Below are 16,650 nucleotides of genomic sequence, written 5' to 3' on the forward strand. Positions count from 1 at the left end.
ACCGGCGCGGGTTTCTTGGCCCCTTCCAACAGCAAGTCCCTGTCCTACCTTGAGTTCCGAAGTTTATTGATCTCTCATCTGGCAAAGGGACCGCTGCGGCACGAGCGGGGCCGTCGCATGTGCATTGATGGACAAGCATTGTGTCTTTCTGCGCAGGGCCGCGGCTCGCCAGTCGTCAATCATTTCGAATTCGAGGCCCGACGGACGTTCGCGGACCCATCCGGAAGCACCGTCCTTGTTACGCAGACGTCGGGATGTACCTGAAAAGCCGGGTCTTTCGGTCGGAAACGACACGATTGCCATCACCGTGGCCCCGTCATCAGGTAAAGGCTCTACGGATGCCTGATCCTTGCCCAGGTGCCCATGCCCTCTCCTCCATGTGAGCGGTGAGACAGGGATCGACACTTGCAAAGCCGGGTCTGAATCTATCTTAGTGCCCGTATTCCGAGCTCCGCACCCGGTTTTTCGGTGCGTTTCGCTGGACAGAAAGGTTCACCATGTCGCTGCTCTTCCGGCGCCCCGTCGTTGCAATCGCTTTGCTTTCCTTCCTGGTCTCGCCGGCGCTGGCGCAAGAGCGCCCGCCTGCCACCGTAACCGTCGTGACGGTCGAGCCAGAGACCGTGACCCTGACCTCGACATTGCCGGGCCGCGTGGCGGCCTCGGCCCAGGCAGAGGTTCGACCGCAGGTGAACGGTATCATCACCGAGCGGCTTTTCGAGGAAGGGGCGCAGGTCGAGCTTGACGCGCCCCTCTACCGGATCGATGCGGCAAGCTACGAAGCCAGCGTGCAACAGGCGCGTGCCAGTGTCTCGCAGGCCGAGGCCCAGCTGGGCGCCGCCGAACGGGAAGCGGAGCGGCTGCAGGAACTGCAAGCCCGCAACGTCGCCTCGGAACAGGCGCTGGATGATGCGTTGTCGACGCGCGATGCCGCGTCCGCCGCACTCGAGCTGGCCAAGGCACAACTCAACTCCGCCGAGATCGAGCTTTCGCACACCACGATCCGCGCCCGGCTCTCCGGCCGTATCGGGCTGTCTCAGACAAGCCAAGGTGCGCTGGTGACCGCCAGCCAGGCCGAGCCCCTCGCGGTAATTCGCAAGATCGACACCGTCTATGTCGACGTCACCCAGTCGGCCGCTGACCTGTTGCGCTGGCGCCGGGGGGAAACCGAGAGGGACCTTGCCGATGCCGATGGAACCGTGCGGCTGAGGCTCGCTGACGGGTCCGAGTATCCGCATACCGGTCGCCTTCAGGCCGCCGAGCCCAATGTGAACCCGCAGACCGGAGTGGTCACGCTGCGCTTGCAGTTCGACAACCCCCAACTGCTGCTTCTGCCGGGTATGTACGTTCAGGTCGAAATGCCCGTCGACGTGGCCGAGAATGTCTATCTCGTCCCGCAGGAGGGTGTGGTGCGCGACCGGCGCGGCCGGCCCAGCGCATGGGTCGTGAACGGCGAGGGCGTGATCGAGGAGCGCCCCCTCACGATCGTGCAGGACCGCAGTGCCGACTGGGTCGTGAGCGACGGGCTCGCGGCCGGCGACCGGATCGTTGTCGAGGGGTTTCAAAAAGCCGCCCCTGGCGCAACCGTGACGCCGGAAGAGCGCCCCGAGGACTCGGCGCAGGCGCAGTCGGAATGACTGTCGGACACGGGAGCGCTTGATATGGCACGTTTCTTCATCGACCGCCCCGTCTTCGCGTGGGTCATCTCTATCCTGATCATGGGGATCGGGATTCTCGCGATCCGGCTTCTGCCGATCGCGCAATACCCGCAGATCGCCCCGCCCTCGGTCACCATCAGCGGGACCTACCCGGGCGCCTCTGCCAGCACGGTCGCCAACACGGTGACGCAGGTGATCGAACAGCAGATGACCGGCCTGGACGGGCTGCGGTATTTCTCCTCGAGTTCCACGTCCGCCGGCAGCGCCGAGATCACCCTGACATTCGAAACCGGCACCGACGTGGATATCGCGCAGGTGCAGGTTCAGAACAAGCTCAGCCGGGCGACACCGCTCCTGCCTGAAATCGTTCAGCGGCAGGGCCTGACGGTCGAGAAATCCTCGGCCGGTTTCCTTATGGTGGTCGGGCTCATCTCGACCGATGGCAGCCTCGAGCAGGTCGACCTTGCCGACTACATGGTCACCAACCTGGTCGACGAGCTCAGCCGCATCCAGGGCGTGGGTTCGGTCAACGTGTTCGGCGGTCAGTACGCGATGCGCATCTGGCTCGACCCTGCCAAGCTGGCGGCGTTCGAGTTGACGCCGTCAGACGTGGTGTCCGCCGTCTCGGCGCAAAACGCCCAGATCTCGGCCGGCGCATTCGGGTCGCGTCCGACGGTCGAGGGGCAGCAGTTGAACGCGACGATCACGGCGCAATCCCTGCTCAGCACACCGGAAGATTTCCGCCAGATCGTCCTGCGCGCGGAAACGGATGGCGGGCTTGTGCTGCTCGACGATGTCGCACGGGTCGAGATTGGCGCGGAAAACTACGCCACGATCGCGCGGTTCAACGCCAACCCGGCCTCGGGCATGGCGATCAGCCTGGCCCCCGGCGCGAACGCGCTGGATACGGCGGAGGCGGTCAAGGCGCGGATGGCGGAATTCGCCAATTTCTTTCCCGAGGGCGTCGATTACGTGATCCCCTACGACACCACGCCCTTCATCGAGATCTCGATCAAGGAAGTGGTGAAAACCCTGTTCGAGGCCATCGGCCTCGTCTTCCTCGTCATGCTCTTGTTCCTGCAGAACCTGCGCGCGACGCTGATCCCCACGCTGGCCGTGCCGGTCGTGCTTCTCGGCACCTTCGGCGTACTTGCTGCGGCAGGCTTCACGATCAACACGCTGACCATGCTCGCCATGGTGCTGGCCATCGGCCTTCTGGTCGACGACGCCATCGTGGTGGTCGAGAACGTCGAACGTATCATGGAGGAAGACGGGCTCTCTCCGCGAGAGGCCACGCACAAATCCATGGGGCAGATCACCGGCGCGCTGATCGGGATCGCGATGGTGCTGTCGGCCGTGTTCGTGCCGATGGCCTTCTTTCCCGGCTCGACCGGGGTGATCTACCAGCAGTTCGCCATCACCATCGTCTCGGCCATGGCACTTTCGGTGGTGGTCGCGCTGACGCTGACACCGGCACTTTGTGCCTCGATGCTGAAGGCCAAGAGCCATGGCGAACGGCGCGGCTTTTTCGGCCTGTTCAACCGGGGTTTCAACGGTCTGACCAACGGCTATACCGGTACGGTGCGCTGGTCGGTCCGGCGCCCGTTGCGGGTCGGCCTTGTCTACCTCGCGCTGGCAGGGGCGATGGCGCTGCTGTTCCTGCGCACGCCGACTGGGTTCCTTCCGGACGAAGACCAGGGGATCCTCTTCACCCTCATCCAGGCCCCCACGGGCGCCTCGGCCGAACGCACGCTCGATGTGCTGGAACAGGTGGAAAACTACTATCTCACGCAGGAGGAGGGCGTCGTCAAATCCATGTTCGGCGTGGTCGGGTTCAGCTTCGGCGGCAGCGGGCAGAACATGGGCATCGCCTTCGTGCAGCTTGAAGACTGGGACGATCGCAAAGAGCCGCAGCAGAGCGTTCAGGCGCTGGCTGGCCGGGCGTTCGGCGCCTTCAGCCAGATCCGCGATGCGATGGTTTTCCCGGTCGTGCCGCCTTCGGTCATCGAACTGGGCAACGTCTCGGGTTTCGATTTCTACCTTCAGGCCCGCGAGGGCCAGAGCCATGCCGACCTTGTCGCCGCACGCAACCAACTGCTTGGCGCTGCCGCGCAAAGCCCGCTGATCGCCTCTGCCCGCCCCAGCGGATTGGAAGATGCATCGCAGTTCAACCTCGATATTGACTGGCGCAAGGCCGGGGCGATGGGGCTGACGCCGACCGATGTCGGCCAGCTTTTGCAGGTTGCCTGGGCCGGAACCTACGTCAACGATTTCGTCGACCAGGGCCGGATCAAGCGCGTCTACGTACAGGGCGAGGCAGACGCCCGGGCCACCCCCTCGGATATCGACAAGTGGCGGGTGCGCAACGCCAGCGGCGGCCTGGTGCCGTTCTCGAACTTCTCGGAAGGCGCGTGGGCCTACGGGGCACAGGGACTTTACCGCTACAACGGCATCCCGTCGATCCAGATCCAGGGCTCCCCCGCCCCGGGCGTGACCTCCGGCGAGGCCATGGCGGAAATGGAGCGCCTCGTTGCCGATCTCGGTTCCGGTTACGACGCGGCGTGGACCGGCCTTTCGCTGGAAGAACGCCAGTCGGGCAGCCAGGCGCCACTGCTTTACGCACTCTCGCTGGCCGTGGTGTTCCTCTCGCTCGCCGCCCTGTATGAAAGCTGGTCGATCCCCTTCGCGGTTATGCTGGCCATGCCGATCGGTATCCTTGGTGCGCTGGTTGGCGCCTGGCTCGGCGGGTTCGAGAACGGCGTCTTCTTCCAGGTCGGCCTGCTGACGGTGATCGGCCTGACCGGCAAGAACGCCATCCTTATCGTCGAGTTCGCAAGGGAGAGATACGAGGCGGGCGAGCGGGTCATCGACGCTGTCGTCACCGCCGCGCGTCAGCGGTTCCGACCGATCATCATGACCTCGATGGCCTTCTCGCTGGGGGTTCTGCCGCTGGTGCTGTCGTCCGGCGCAGGTTCGGGCGGGCGCAATGCCATCGGCTCCGGCGTGCTCGCGGGCACCCTGTCGGCCACGATTCTCGGGGTGGTGTTCGTGCCGCTCTTCTTCATGATTGTCACCCGGCTGTTCCGCCGCGGCAGGCAGCAAGTCGAGTAGGCGCCACCGGGGCGCCTCTCCTCAGCGCAGGCCCGACCGGGCGATCTCGACCACCAGTCGGCGCACGGCCTGGCCGCGGGCCTGGGCGATGCCGGCAACCGTGTCCATCCCGTTGATCGGCACCGTCAGATCGAACAGGCGGGCGCGGTCACGCCCCGTTTCGGTCGAAACGAAATACTGCCCTGCCAGCCGGAACGTGCCGTTACTTTGCGCGAGGATGTCCTCGACCCGCACTTCAACCCGCGCCTGCGCCGGTTCCTCGAACGGCCACGGCTCCGACGCCACCTGTGCACCGGTGACCTGCGCCAGCTGGCGCGATATTTCCAGCGTGATGGCCCGGCTGGGGTCATCGGCCCAGAGCAGACCCTCGCGGCTGTTCAGAAGCCCGGCTTCGTCGGCGACGTAGATCTCCTCGGCGGAGGCATAGCTTGGCAGCGAAACCTCCCGCAGTTCGACGGTGCGGTAGGAAATCCCGATCTTCTCGGCAATCTCGGCCTTGGGGATGGCCACGCGCTGCGGCGGCGGGCCACCGCAGGCCGCAAGTATCGGCAGGGAAAGAAGGAGAAGGGAAAGAATACGCTTAGGCATGAGATTAACGCCCTGTCAGAAGTGAATTGGGATTGCGTTCGATGGCGCGGGCCAGCGAGGCGACCGCCTTGGCGGCCTTCTGGATTTCGGAAAGCGCGTCGCGCGCATCGCGGCCGAGACCGTTGTCCGCACGGTAGCCTTCAAGCGTCGCACGGGCCTGTGCCAGCACCGCGCGCGCGTCGGCGATGAGGTCGGGCAGATCCCGCCCCGCCTGGGCGACCGTGTCGGCGGCCTCGCTTGCGGAATCGAAGGCAGACGATACGTTCTCGACGACGCCGCCCTCTCGCAGTTCCGTCAGGATCGCGCTCAGTTCGGTCAGCGCCCCGTTAAGCTTGCCCGGCAACGCCTTGGCCTGGTCGCTGCCCAGAAGAGCGTCGGTCGTCTGAATGAGATCCGTAAGCTCATCGGCCATTTCCTGAAGTTCGACAGCCTCGGCCTTTGCGGCAACGGCGTTCAGCCGCTCGACCAGTTCCGGCACGCCTTCGACCGCCGAGGAAACACCCTCGGCCGCGTCGGAGGCATTGTCGACCGCCGTGGCCAGCTTGTTCACCAGCGCGGCCTCGTTGAACTGCGCAACCGTCTTGTCCAGCTCGGCAATGAGGGCATCGAGCCGGCCCGGCAGCGCCTGCACCTCCTCGGAGCCGACGACCTTGCGGGCGTCGCCCAGTAGGTTGTTCAGGTTCTCGGGAACGCCCCGCACATCTTCGCTGGCCAGCAGCGCGCGGGCTTCCTGGAACAGCTCGGTCGCCGAGACCATCACCTCTTCGATCGGCAGGGCGTTGATGCGTTCGAACACGCCCTGGGCGGTGGCGGAGACATCGGTGATGTCGCTTTCCGCGGTGGGCAGGTAGTACGTGCCCTGCTCGCTCTGCTCGAGCGTGGCGGGTTCGGCATCCGGGTCGTCGACAAATTCGATCTTCAGCCCGCCCGTCAGGATCGAGGCGGACGCAAGCCGCGCCCGCAACCCGTCTTCCACGCGCTCGCGGAAGTACTCGAGGGCCTCTCCCGATCCGGCTTCTTCGCCAAGACCCAGCCGGCCCGCCTTGATCGAAAGAGAGACGACAAGGCGCACCCGGTTGTCGCCGAATTCTTCCTCGTCGATCATGCCGTTGAGCGACGTCACTTCGCCGATCTTCAACCCGTTCATCTCGACAGGCGCATCTGCGGTCAGTCCGCCGATATTCTCCGAGAACACGACCGAGAGCGAGAGCGCCTCGCCTTCGTCGGCGGCAAAAAGGCTTGTCCGCGCGGCCGATTCCTCGGGATAGACGGTGAAGGTGCTGTCCGGTTCGACCGGGTCACCGCCCGATACCATCGTCTCGAAGGTCACGCCCCCGGCGACCAGCGACGCCACGGAACTGAATTCCAGAGCGGCCCCCCCGGGCCCGAGCGAAAAGGAAAAGCCCGACGTGTCCCAGAACCGGGTGGCAGAGCTGACCAGCTTGTCATGCGGGGCAAAGATCATCGCCTCGGCCTGGGCTGAAGAGCCGTCCTCCGTGATCGAGGGTTTCCCGATCCGTCCCACGGTTACGCCGCGATAGAGGATCGGCGTACTTTCGATCAGCGACGCACGGCCCGAGGCGCGAAGCGTCAGACGCAGTCCCTCCTGGCCGTGCCTTTCGAGCGGGGCATCGGGCAGCCCCTCGAACCGGCCCACGTATCCGCCCGGCTGATCATCCCACAGGCCCTCGATGTAAACGCCGGAAAGCACGGTGTTCAGACCGGTCACACCTTGCGTCGTAACCTGCGGGCGCACCACCCAGAACCGCGCTTCGTCATCTATGAACGGCGCCACGTCATTGTCGATCCGGACCGACACCAGCACCCGGTCCAGCCCCTGGGTAAAACCCACTTCCTCGACCAGGCCGATGGCGACGTCACGATAGCGCAGTTCCGTCGAACCCTCCTTCACCCCGGCGGCGTTTTCAAAGCTGATCTGAATAACCGGCCCCCGGTCGGAATAGCTGCGCCACGCTATGAACAGCACAACCAGCAGCGCGATCAGCGGCACGATCCAGATAATCGAGATCCGATCCATGACGCCGCGCCGGGCCGATTTGACCGGTGCGTCCGGTGGAGTGCTGCCGTCAGTTGCCACGTGCGAGAATCCTCTTCCGGCCGGTTTTGCGCCTGGGCCGCTCGCCGGCCATTCCGGCCGATCTTGTATCCCATATCAAGCGGCTATCGAAACTTTGTGCCGATAGCATCGTAAAGATCACAGAGAGGGCGAAGAACAGGCTGGCGCGCCCGGGCGTGATAGACGCGATCGTCTGTAGCTGGACGAGCGATGACAGGATCGCCACGACGAAGACGTCGATCATCGACCAGCGGCCGATGTATTCCACGATCTCGTAAAGAAAATGGCGCCGGCCCTCGGTGGCGCGCGGGCCAAACCATACGCCGATGGCCAGCCCGGCCAGCACGATGAACTTGGCGACCGGGATAAGCACGCTGGCGATCAGGATGATGGTGGCGACCCCCCAGTTTCCGCCATGCGCGAGCTCAACCGCTCCGCCGACGATCGTGTCACTCTGGGTGCTGATCAGGGTCCGTGTCTCGAGCATCGGGTAAAGGTTCGCCGGAATGTAGCAGGCCAACCCCATCAGCCACCATGCCCAGACCTTCTGAAGTGAATAGGGATCGCGCGACCTCAGAGCGTGGCCGCATCTCGGGCATCTTGCCGTGCCACGCGGTGAGACCCTCATGCATTCCGTGCATGCGACAAGGCCCATCTCGCGGGCTGTTTTCAGGTTTCCAGAGATTTCCATATCGAATACCTGCACATAAGCCGGTCGGTCGCGACGACAAGGACAACCAGAATTGCGAAAATCCACGCCGCTGGCCCATAGACGACGTCCGCCATGTCACTGAGCTTGACGAGGGCGACGGCACAGCCGATGGCGAAGATTTCAGCCATCGACCACGGGACCAGCGCTTCGGAAACGGCGAAGGCCTCGCGGGCGAGCGGCGCCGGAGGCTTGTCGCGGATAATAGGTGCCAGGACATAGATAAGCAGGCTCAGCCTGATGGCCGGAATGACAACGATGAAGAACAGAACCGCGAGCGACAGGAGCGAGAGGTTCCCCGAGAACGTCAACGCGGTCTGGAGGATCGAGGCATCGTGGTGCAGACCGGCCGCCCCGATCGACAGGAAAGGGAAGGCACAGGCGGCAACGATCAGGATAAGCACCGTCAACGCGAGCGCGATAAGCTGCTTGCCCGCCTTGCGCCGCGGCGAGATCAGCACGGTATGACACCGCGCGCAGATCGCACGTTCATGGGACGCGACATCGGGCACGCGATATACGAGGTCGCACGAGGGGCAGGCGATCAGGTCGTCCAAGCCGTCAACGTGGCCATCTTCACCACCGAAACCCATGTTCGCGCCGATATCCGACGGGATCGCCCCGACGGTTTGCTGTTCACTCACTCGCACCTCCACGATCTGATGGAGCACTGTCACAGATAAACCATCTAGTCCTGAATTGCAGGGAATCACGCCCCTGCCGCCTTGACGAACAATGAAGACCGTCCAAGCCGTACCGGCAAGGCACGTGCATTTCAATGCGGGCGCATCGTTTCGCCCGGCGCGACCCTTGCGTAATTCCAGCCGCGAGCGTCTGGTCCGGTCATGGTAATCGTGACACTATGGGTTCCCATGATTCCGTTCGTTCGCCTCCTCCTTCTGTGTCTTTTCAGCCTTCTGGCAGCCGCCGCCGGCGCGCAGGAGGACAGCGAGGCATGGTACGAGGTGGAGGAACTGAACAGCGGCCTCGGCCCGGCACCGCAACGGCTCGACCGGTCGACACCGCGTGCCGCCATGCGGAGTTTCGTCAACCTGACCAACGCGGAAAGGTTCGACTGGGCGGCACATCTGTTGAACCTGTCGGACCTTCCCCCCGGGGAACAGGCGGAAGATGGCCCGGAACTGGCCGCCATGCTCGCGTCGGTCATCGAGCGGCGGATCTGGATCAACTGGAGCGGCCTGTCGGCACGGCCGGATGCCATGATCGAAAGCGAGACGGGCAATCACCCGCGGGCGGGCGAAACCCGCCGGAACCTCCGGATCGAGCTGGTCGAGGTCAACGGCCAAGCCTACGAGGTAAGACTCGCGCGCTACAAGGCCGGGGAAGACGACGCGGTCTGGCTGTTCACGCCGCAGACCGTCGAAGACGTTCCGGGCCTCTTCGCCGAATTCGGCCCAAGACGGTTCGAGCAGTACCTGCCCCAGAGCCTCAAGGCGCGTGCAGGCCCTCTGCGGGCGTGGGAATGGATCGCCCTGCCCCTTTACCTCGTCGTGCTCGGTCTCCTGCTTTGGGGCACCAACCGATCCGTCATGATGTTGTCGGGGATGGCACCGCGCGCCTTCCTGCGGCAGGCGATCGACCGGGCCGCGATGCCGCTGGCGCTCATGGTCACGGCGTTCGTCGCCCAGCTGTTCCTCAATCTCGCCGTCTCCTTCTCGGGCCCGGTGACCAACGTCGTCCGGCCAGCGCTGGTCATCATCATGGTCTCGGGCTTCGGCATCGCGGCGCTGCGCGTGGTCGACGCGGTCCTCGACCGGGTCACCCTTCGCGTGGTGGGCGACATCGACGACACGAGAAGCCTGGAGAAGCGCGAACTCTACACGTCGATCTTCGCGCTGCGGCGGATCATCGTGCTGTTCATGGTGGGCTTTGCCATCGTCTACGTGCTGCTGCGGCTCAACCTGTTCGAGTCGATCGGCATGACGCTTCTGGCATCGGCGGGTGTCCTCACCGTTCTTCTGGGGATCGCGGGGCAGGCCATTCTCGGCAATATCCTCGCCTCGCTTCAGATCGCGCTGGCCAAGCCGGTGCGGATCGGTGACAGCATCCTGTTCGAGGGCAACTGGGCCTATGTCGAAAGCATCTACTACACGTTCATCCGGCTGCGCACCTGGGACGAGCGCCGCATCGTGGTGCCGGTCAGGTACTTCGTCTCGAAGCCCTTCGAGAACTGGTCGGTCAAGGACGCCAGGATCTACAGCACGATCCGGATCGTCCTGGATCATTCGGCGGATATCGAAGAGCTGCGCGAGAAATTCATCGAGTTCGCCAAGGACCGCGACGGTGTGATCGATCACGAGAAACTCTGCGCCTACGTGTCCGGCCAGACCTCGGAAGGCCAGGAAATGAGCTTCTACGTGATGTCACCCGATCCGTCTTCGGGATGGGAGACGGAAATGGAGTTGCGCGAAGCCATGCTGGGTTATATCCGCAAGCATCATCCGGACTGGTGGCCCCGAGAGCGAGTTGCGGGCGAAGGCGGGGCGACAGGTATTTCCTTCAACGACGCCTGAAGGGTTTTCAGATGACGTTTCGAACATTTTCATCGATGGATTCATCAGCGGGGAACAATCCCGCAATGGCCGCGTTGCACCCTTCATGGCTGGTCTGAAATTCCCGGCTGACCCGGTCCTCCGGCTCGCCGTCATCATCATCGCTGTGATCATGTGCTTCGGCGTTCTCAAGCTCGCCGGAGATATCTTTGCGCCCATGGTCCTTGGCCTCGTAACCGGCGTCATCCTTGCGCCGATAACCGACTTGCTGGAACGCTGGCGCATTCCCGCCGGCATGGCGTCGGCGATCGTGCTGGCCCTCGGGATATCCGCTGTGGCCGTCGTGGTCGTGTTGCTCGAACCACTTATGTGGCGCGTCATCGACGAGCTGCCGGACATCAAGTGGGAGCTTCGCGCGATCATCGAAGAATTTCGCGGCGTGATCCGCGGCCTCGACGCGGTGAACGAGGAAGTGGGCCAGGCGCTCGGCGCCGAAGCGAACAATGGTGAAGGAAACGGCAAGGGGCCGATCCCCGATCCGACCGCGACCTTGCTTCTTGCCCCCCTGGTACTGGCTCAGGTGCTTATCTTCGCGGGCACGCTGTTCTTCTTCCTCCTGACGCGCCGGGGGATTTACGTCTGGATTTCGACCTGGGTCGGCGACCGGCGGGACACGATCATCATCAAGCAACGTTTCACGACGGCCGAGCGGCTGGTGGCGCGTTACTTCCTGACCATCTCGATCATCAATGCCGGGCTTGGTGCGTGCCTCGGGGCCCTGCTGGTCGTCATCGGCCTGCCCGGCCCGCTGATCTGGGGCGTCGTGGCGGCAGCGCTCAACTTCATTCTCTACCTCGGGCCGATCATGGTCATCGGCGGGCTGCTTCTGGCCGGGCTGATCGCCTTTGAAGGGCTGATGGTCTTTGCGCCCGCTGCGATATTTCTCTGCCTCAACATGATCGAGTCGCAATTCGTGACGCCGGCCATGGTGGGCAAGCACATCTCGGTCAACCCGCTGCTGATCTTCGCCTCGCTCGTGGTGTGGCTCTGGATGTGGGGGCCGATTGGCGGGATCGTGGCCATCCCGGTGCTGGTGATCGTCCTGGTGATGCTCGACATCTTCGACAGCCAAGGGCGTGCCCGGAAGCGGCCCCCGCCCCCTGAGCCGGAACCCACGCCCGCTCCGGAAGCCTCGACGACCTGACCTGTCAGACGATTTCTTCAGGCATCCCCGGCACCGGCATGGCGATCTCACGCGCGGCATCTGAATCGTAATGCACGAGGAACCCGCGACGGTCTTCCGGTTCCCGTTGCGTGTTGTCGTCGACAAGCCGCTTCCAATGCTCGAACGCCTTGGCCGGATGGAGAAACTCGTCGCCCATGCCGGTCGGCAGCCAGTTGCCCATCACCTTTTTCCGCACCAGCTCGATATGCTCTGAGCGGTCGAACCAGAGCCCGGTCTCGCTATCCCACCGAAGGCTGCGACCATTGAGATTGGCCGAGGACACGATCGCTCCGAACTCGTCGAAGATCGAAACCTTCGAGTGGACATAGATCAGGGGCGCATCTTCCAGCACATCGCGTTCGTCGCTTTGCTGTCGGCGCGTCTGTACCGGTGACGCGACAAGAAGCCGGTCGTCCCCGAATGCCTTCGTCAGCTGCGCCAGGCACTTGATCTGCTGATCCTCGCCGAACCGCGCGTCGAGGCCCCGATTGCTGTCGAAGGCGACGTCCTCCGGCGCGGCGGGAAGCACCACGAACAGCTTGAGGTTCGGGCATTGGCGCGCGCGCTTTGCCAGCGCCCGCGCCAAGGGCTTGTGGCGCAGAAACTGTGTCTCGAGATAGACGAACTGCTCGGCCTTGCGGATGCATTCGAGATGGCGTTGCTCGATCTCGCGCAACACGGTCTTCGGCGAGACCCGCAGCGACGCGTTGTGCCGACGGCGGGAAAGGGTCCGCAGGAACCCGGGCGCTGACGGCGGAGGGGGCGATTTCGCCGCCACCGTGTCGAGGAACGTGTCGAGATGCTTCTGTGCCGCCTCGACGACCGAGCCTGTCGCGATCACCTGAACGTCATGCCATGTCCGTTCCGGCGCACGGCTATGGCGCCGGGTGTCATAGCGACGATCGTTCAGGTCGAGCCCACCGATATACAGCAGCCGACGATCGAACACCGCCATTTTCTGGTGGTGGGTCGCCGGGTAAAGATCGACCAGCTGAACCGGGAAGCAGAGGCTGCCATTGTCGCCTTCGTAGCAAATGCGGCGCAGCCGCGGCGTCTCGGACCGGAACCTCGCCCGTTCATCACCGTTCATTTCCAGCCAGGAGCTGTTGAGTTCTCGCATCTTCTGCCGGACGAACGGGTAGAACACCAGTTTCGGTATCAACCCGGCGCGCGCATCATGCAGGGCTATGGTGAATTCCAGCTTTGCGTCGTCCCTGGCCAGCTCCTGCACGGCCACCATCTGGCGCTTGGTCTGCCATGCCAGCTGGTGCAGTTCGGGGGCGGCGACGGGGTCGAAATCCGTCACGACGATGCGTATGGCGACCCCGCGGTTGAGAGTCGCGAGCATAAGGTCGAACCACGTATCGCCAAGTTCCCGGGCTTCGTCGGAATGAAGCTTGGTCGTAAGGTCGAACAGCCGGAAGCTGGCTGATATCTCGTGTTCCGCGTTGAGAAAAGCCCTTTCGAACGCAGGGTAGGCCTCGCCGGCTGTCACGAGAACTTCGAGATTGCCGATCGTCCCGTCGCTTTCGCGGACTTGGGTCACGGCCTCATTCACCTCGCCTGATGCGTCCATCTCGATGCCAATCTTCGCTGCGCCAGCCTCAATTGTCGAGCCACAAGCCTTGCCCCTGACCCGAAAAATCGCCCCCGCCATATTTCAGGCGGGGGCTGTCACCCGCGGGACAACGGGTCGGCCAGGTCTATCGGCTTGGGGACGGGAGAGACCTGGTCAGAGGGGCGCGGTTGCGCCATGACTGGTATCCAAACGCGCTGTTCTGTCGATGGTTCCACGCTGGATACGATTTTTTTCGCTGACGGAGAATTCAATCCAAGGTTGAGTGATTGTCATCGGCACCTTGCGTGTCCACGACCAAGGGGACCCGACCCGAGATGAGGTCCGTCTCTCTCCTAGACCTTCGCCGCGCGCGGGCCGGCGATGAGCCAGATGATGAAACCGATCAACGGCAGGATCAAAACCAGCAGAACCCACAAGACCTTCCGGCCTGTCGTCGCCGAAGAGCCGACGATGGACACGATCGCCCATATATCGAGAATTAAAAGGATTAGTCCGCCCAATCCGGAAATTTCCAGCATGTCGCCTCCTGAAGATACCTGCCGGCGCAAACGCGGGGCGACTGCCTATGCAGTTCCCTACGCGCGCACGTTCGTGAAGTAACTCATTGATCACCCGAAAAGTTCCGCAAATTTTTCTAGTAAATTTTTGCCTCGGATTGAAACTAAAGCGGCCCCAGCGGGGTTGGATGGATGCAATGACGGGACCAATCCCATCATAAAACCGTTCAACTGGAAGGAGCGAAGATAATGAAACGTTTTCTCATGACAACCGCCATCGCGGCACTTGCCGCGTCGCCGGTTCTGGCAGCCTCGGAAACGACCGAAGACACCAGTGCCCAGGTCACTGAATCGACCGACATGTCTCAAGACACCGCCAGCGCCACCGGCAACGACGTCGTTGCCGAGATGGAAGGCATGAAGGTCAGCGCGTCCGACCTGATCGGCAAATCGGTCTATATCCTGGGCGAAGATGCTTCCGACGCCGAGATTGCCGAAGAAGCAAGCGAACCGTCCGACGACTGGGAGCGCATCGGCGAGATCGGTGACGTGATCATTTCGGGCGATGGCAAGATCGAGTCCGTCACTCTGGACGCCGGCGGCTTTCTCGGAATCAACGAGAAGCACATCAGCGCCGCGATGGACGAGCTGAAGTTCGTCAGCGACTCGAGCGGTTCCGACGAAGAAAGTGCCGAAGGCGAGTATTTCGTGGTCTTCACCGGCGACAAGACGGCACTGGAAGATCGCGACCAGCTTGACCAGGCGGCCGTCCGCGACTCGGGCAGCAGCTTCTTCAACGAAGGCGCCGAGGAAAGCGCAGAAGCCGACATGGAAGAGGCTGCCGAAGAAGAGACCGCAGAGGCCACTGAAACCGAAGAGGCCACTGACACCGATCTGACCGCCGAGCAGACGGCCAACAACGAAGCAGCCGAGACCGAAGAAAGCGACATGGCCGAAAGCGAAAGCACGGACATGACCGACGATCAGGACAGCGAGCAGATGGCCGAGACCGACGCCGCTGAGCCCGAAGAAACCGACCTGACGTCGCAGCAGATGTCGGAGGCCGAAGGCGCCGATGACGCCCAGGAGATGGATGAGCAGACGGCTCAACTCTCCACCGACGAACGCGGCCAACTGACCGCGGAAGAACTGGAAGGTGTCTCCGTCTACGGTACCGAAGAAGACCGCCTCGGCGAAATCTCGGACCTCGTCCTGAGCGACGACGGCAAGATCACCGAGGTGATCGTTGACGTTGGTGGCTTCCTCGGCATTGGCGAGAAGCCGGTCGCGCTTCCGTTCGAAGATCTCGAACTGCGCCGTTCCGACGATGAAGGCATGACCGGCGGCCTGCGCGCCACCACCGGTTACACCAGCGAAGAGCTCGAAGGCATGGAGAGCTGGGAAGGCTAAGCCTGCCCCCTATGCCTGAATTACAAGGCCGGGTCCTGCTGGACCCGGCCTTTTCATGTCTGCCATTGGCGGTGGGTCAGACGCGGATCATTTCCAGGTAGCTTTTATAGAACCCGCGAATGCCCCATTCCATGTCGGCCAGCGGGCCCGGGCGGAAATGGTAGGAATTCACACCTTCCTGATTGTGCCGGATGATGCGCTCGTCATCGAGCGACGTGACATGCCAAAGCCAGGTGAGGTCTTGCGTGGCGTAATCCTTCGGCTCTTCCGCATCTCCACGCACCAGCCAGATCACCTCGATATCGGTTTCCTGCAGGCCGCGCGGGATGAACCTGTACCCCACGACATGATCGGCGTAGACTAGGAAGTTGTTGAGTGCGCCGATCTGGATATCTGTCGCGCCCCCGTCGTACCCGGTCAGGCTACCCAAAGGCGGCGCCAGCGGGGTGCCGTCGCGGCTGCCGGTCTGGTAGCCTTCGTAAAGCGGATAGCGGCGGTAGTACACGTCGGCCCCCAACGCCTTTGCATCCGGTCCGGTCTCGCTGAGGATGACCGTGGGCAAACCGATCCCCTCGGATCGCTTCTTGAGCGGCTCGACCAGCTTTTCCATGTCCTGCGGCGCCTTGAGCGTGTGCGACTTGGCATATTCCTGATGCGAGGGCGCACAATGGTAGCACTCCATGTAATTCTCCAACGCCAGCTTCCAGTTGGCCGGCACCGGGTAAACCGTCTTGTGCGCGATTTTCAGGTTCTCCAGTCCGAACGGCGCGCTCAGTGGCGCCAGCCTTTCCAGCCCTTCCTGGATCGGGGGCGGGTCGTCGGCCGTACAGACAAGGATAAGGCCCTGGAAAACGATGACATGGGCGGGGAACAGCCCGTAGTCGCCCGGGTCGAAATCCTGCCCCATCGCCCGGCCGGAGCGAAGTTTGCCGGAAAGCTCGAACGTCCACGCGTGGTAGGGACACACGAAAAGCCGCGCCTTGCCCTCCGGCTCGACGCAGACGCGCGAACCGCGATGTCGGCAGACGTTGAGATGGGCGTGCACCTCTCCGTCGCGGTCGCGGACCACGATGATCGATTCCGGGCCGTAGTCGAACAGGAAATAGTCGCCCGGCTCGGGGATCTGGCTGACATGGCCGACCCAGAGCCAGCTTCGGTTCCAATAGGCGTCGATGTCGCGTTCGTATATCTCTCGCGAGGTATAGAATTCGCGCGGCAGCGCAAAGCCTTCCCGGTGTGAGTGGATCAGGCGGGCGATTTCATCGGTATTCTGCAACATGGTGCTG

12 protein-coding genes are annotated in these 16,650 nt (G+C 63.2%); 5 read left to right on the forward strand and 7 right to left on the reverse strand.

From position 1 onward, the window contains the following. Positions 1 to 497 precede the first annotated feature (497 nt). Together QUV18_RS23030 and QUV18_RS23035 are read left to right on the forward strand one after the other, a co-directional pair. Positions 498 to 1,634 (forward strand): efflux RND transporter periplasmic adaptor subunit, encoded by a 1,137-nt coding sequence (locus QUV18_RS23030; protein ID WP_300896512.1) that lies wholly within the window; start codon positions 498 to 500, stop codon positions 1,632 to 1,634. A gap of 24 nt (positions 1,635 to 1,658) precedes the next feature. Then, a complete protein-coding gene (locus QUV18_RS23035; protein WP_300896513.1) occupies positions 1,659 to 4,766 on the forward strand; it encodes an efflux RND transporter permease subunit in 3,108 nt (1,035 codons plus the stop codon). A 21-nt stretch (positions 4,767 to 4,787) separates the two neighbouring features. On the opposite strand, the gene QUV18_RS23040 is transcribed toward QUV18_RS23035, so the two are convergent. From QUV18_RS23040 to QUV18_RS23055, 4 genes are read right to left on the reverse strand one after another with little or no spacing between them, the layout of a single operon-like run. Then, positions 4,788 to 5,354: an ABC-type transport auxiliary lipoprotein family protein gene (locus QUV18_RS23040; protein ID WP_300896514.1), complete on the reverse strand. Its 567-nt coding sequence runs from the start codon at positions 5,352 to 5,354 to the stop codon at positions 4,788 to 4,790. Positions 5,355 to 5,358: 4 nt separating this feature from the next. Continuing rightward, complete coding sequence (locus QUV18_RS23045; RefSeq protein WP_300896515.1) at positions 5,359 to 7,392, reverse strand: MlaD family protein; 2,034 nt, start codon at positions 7,390 to 7,392, stop codon at positions 5,359 to 5,361. A 49-nt stretch (positions 7,393 to 7,441) separates the two neighbouring features. Continuing rightward, entirely contained in the window at positions 7,442 to 8,086 is a 645-nt protein-coding gene (locus tag QUV18_RS23050) for a paraquat-inducible protein A (protein WP_300896516.1), read from the reverse strand. Positions 8,087 to 8,100: 14 nt separating this feature from the next. Then, positions 8,101 to 8,733, reverse strand: a complete 633-nt coding sequence (locus QUV18_RS23055) for a paraquat-inducible protein A (protein WP_300896571.1) — start codon at positions 8,731 to 8,733, stop codon at positions 8,101 to 8,103. A 279-nt stretch (positions 8,734 to 9,012) separates the two neighbouring features. Here QUV18_RS23055 and QUV18_RS23060 point away from each other — a divergent pair, with 279 nt between their 5' ends. Both QUV18_RS23060 and QUV18_RS23065 read left to right on the forward strand, forming a co-directional pair. Continuing rightward, on the forward strand, positions 9,013 to 10,674 hold the full coding sequence (locus tag QUV18_RS23060; protein ID WP_300896517.1) for a mechanosensitive ion channel domain-containing protein: 1,662 nt from the start codon (positions 9,013 to 9,015) through the stop codon (positions 10,672 to 10,674). Positions 10,675 to 10,759: 85 nt separating this feature from the next. Then, the gene (locus QUV18_RS23065) at positions 10,760 to 11,857 is read left to right on the forward strand and encodes an AI-2E family transporter (RefSeq protein WP_300896518.1); all 1,098 of its coding nucleotides are present in this window, start codon (positions 10,760 to 10,762) and stop codon (positions 11,855 to 11,857) included. Positions 11,858 to 11,861: 4 nt separating this feature from the next. Here the strand turns inward: QUV18_RS23065 and QUV18_RS23070 are convergent, their stop codons facing one another. Together QUV18_RS23070 and QUV18_RS23075 are read right to left on the reverse strand one after the other, a co-directional pair. Then, positions 11,862 to 13,454, reverse strand: coding sequence for a phospholipase D-like domain-containing protein (locus QUV18_RS23070; protein ID WP_300896519.1), 1,593 nt, complete (start codon positions 13,452 to 13,454; stop codon positions 11,862 to 11,864). A 335-nt stretch (positions 13,455 to 13,789) separates the two neighbouring features. Then, positions 13,790 to 13,975: a PLDc N-terminal domain-containing protein gene (locus QUV18_RS23075; protein WP_300896520.1), complete on the reverse strand. Its 186-nt coding sequence runs from the start codon at positions 13,973 to 13,975 to the stop codon at positions 13,790 to 13,792. Positions 13,976 to 14,203: 228 nt separating this feature from the next. Here QUV18_RS23075 and QUV18_RS23080 point away from each other — a divergent pair, with 228 nt between their 5' ends. Further along, entirely contained in the window at positions 14,204 to 15,364 is a 1,161-nt protein-coding gene (locus QUV18_RS23080) for a PRC-barrel domain-containing protein (RefSeq protein ID WP_300896521.1), read from the forward strand. Between the two features lie 76 nt (positions 15,365 to 15,440). Here the strand turns inward: QUV18_RS23080 and QUV18_RS23085 are convergent, their stop codons facing one another. After that, complete coding sequence (locus QUV18_RS23085; protein ID WP_300896522.1) at positions 15,441 to 16,643, reverse strand: aromatic ring-hydroxylating dioxygenase subunit alpha; 1,203 nt, start codon at positions 16,641 to 16,643, stop codon at positions 15,441 to 15,443. Between the last annotated feature and the right edge of the window lie 7 nt (positions 16,644 to 16,650).

It is taken from the genome of Roseovarius sp., assembly GCF_030373445.1.
Classification (GTDB): Bacteria; Pseudomonadota; Alphaproteobacteria; order Rhodobacterales; family Rhodobacteraceae; genus Roseovarius.

Coding starts and splice junctions, on each gene's coding strand:
- QUV18_RS23030 (WP_300896512.1), top strand. CDS start 498: ATGTCGCTGCTCTTCCGGCGCCCCGTCGTTGCAATCGCTTTGCTTTCC.
- QUV18_RS23035 (WP_300896513.1), top strand. CDS start 1,659: ATGGCACGTTTCTTCATCGACCGCCCCGTCTTCGCGTGGGTCATCTCT.
- QUV18_RS23040 (WP_300896514.1), bottom strand. CDS start 5,354: ATGCCTAAGCGTATTCTTTCCCTTCTCCTTCTTTCCCTGCCGATACTT.
- QUV18_RS23045 (WP_300896515.1), bottom strand. CDS start 7,392: ATGGATCGGATCTCGATTATCTGGATCGTGCCGCTGATCGCGCTGCTG.
- QUV18_RS23050 (WP_300896516.1), bottom strand. CDS start 8,086: ATGGGCCTTGTCGCATGCACGGAATGCATGAGGGTCTCACCGCGTGGC.
- QUV18_RS23055 (WP_300896571.1), bottom strand. CDS start 8,733: ATGGGTTTCGGTGGTGAAGATGGCCACGTTGACGGCTTGGACGACCTG.
- QUV18_RS23060 (WP_300896517.1), top strand. CDS start 9,013: ATGATTCCGTTCGTTCGCCTCCTCCTTCTGTGTCTTTTCAGCCTTCTG.
- QUV18_RS23065 (WP_300896518.1), top strand. CDS start 10,760: ATGGCTGGTCTGAAATTCCCGGCTGACCCGGTCCTCCGGCTCGCCGTC.
- QUV18_RS23070 (WP_300896519.1), bottom strand. CDS start 13,454: ATGGACGCATCAGGCGAGGTGAATGAGGCCGTGACCCAAGTCCGCGAA.
- QUV18_RS23075 (WP_300896520.1), bottom strand. CDS start 13,975: ATGCTGGAAATTTCCGGATTGGGCGGACTAATCCTTTTAATTCTCGAT.
- QUV18_RS23080 (WP_300896521.1), top strand. CDS start 14,204: ATGAAACGTTTTCTCATGACAACCGCCATCGCGGCACTTGCCGCGTCG.
- QUV18_RS23085 (WP_300896522.1), bottom strand. CDS start 16,643: ATGTTGCAGAATACCGATGAAATCGCCCGCCTGATCCACTCACACCGG.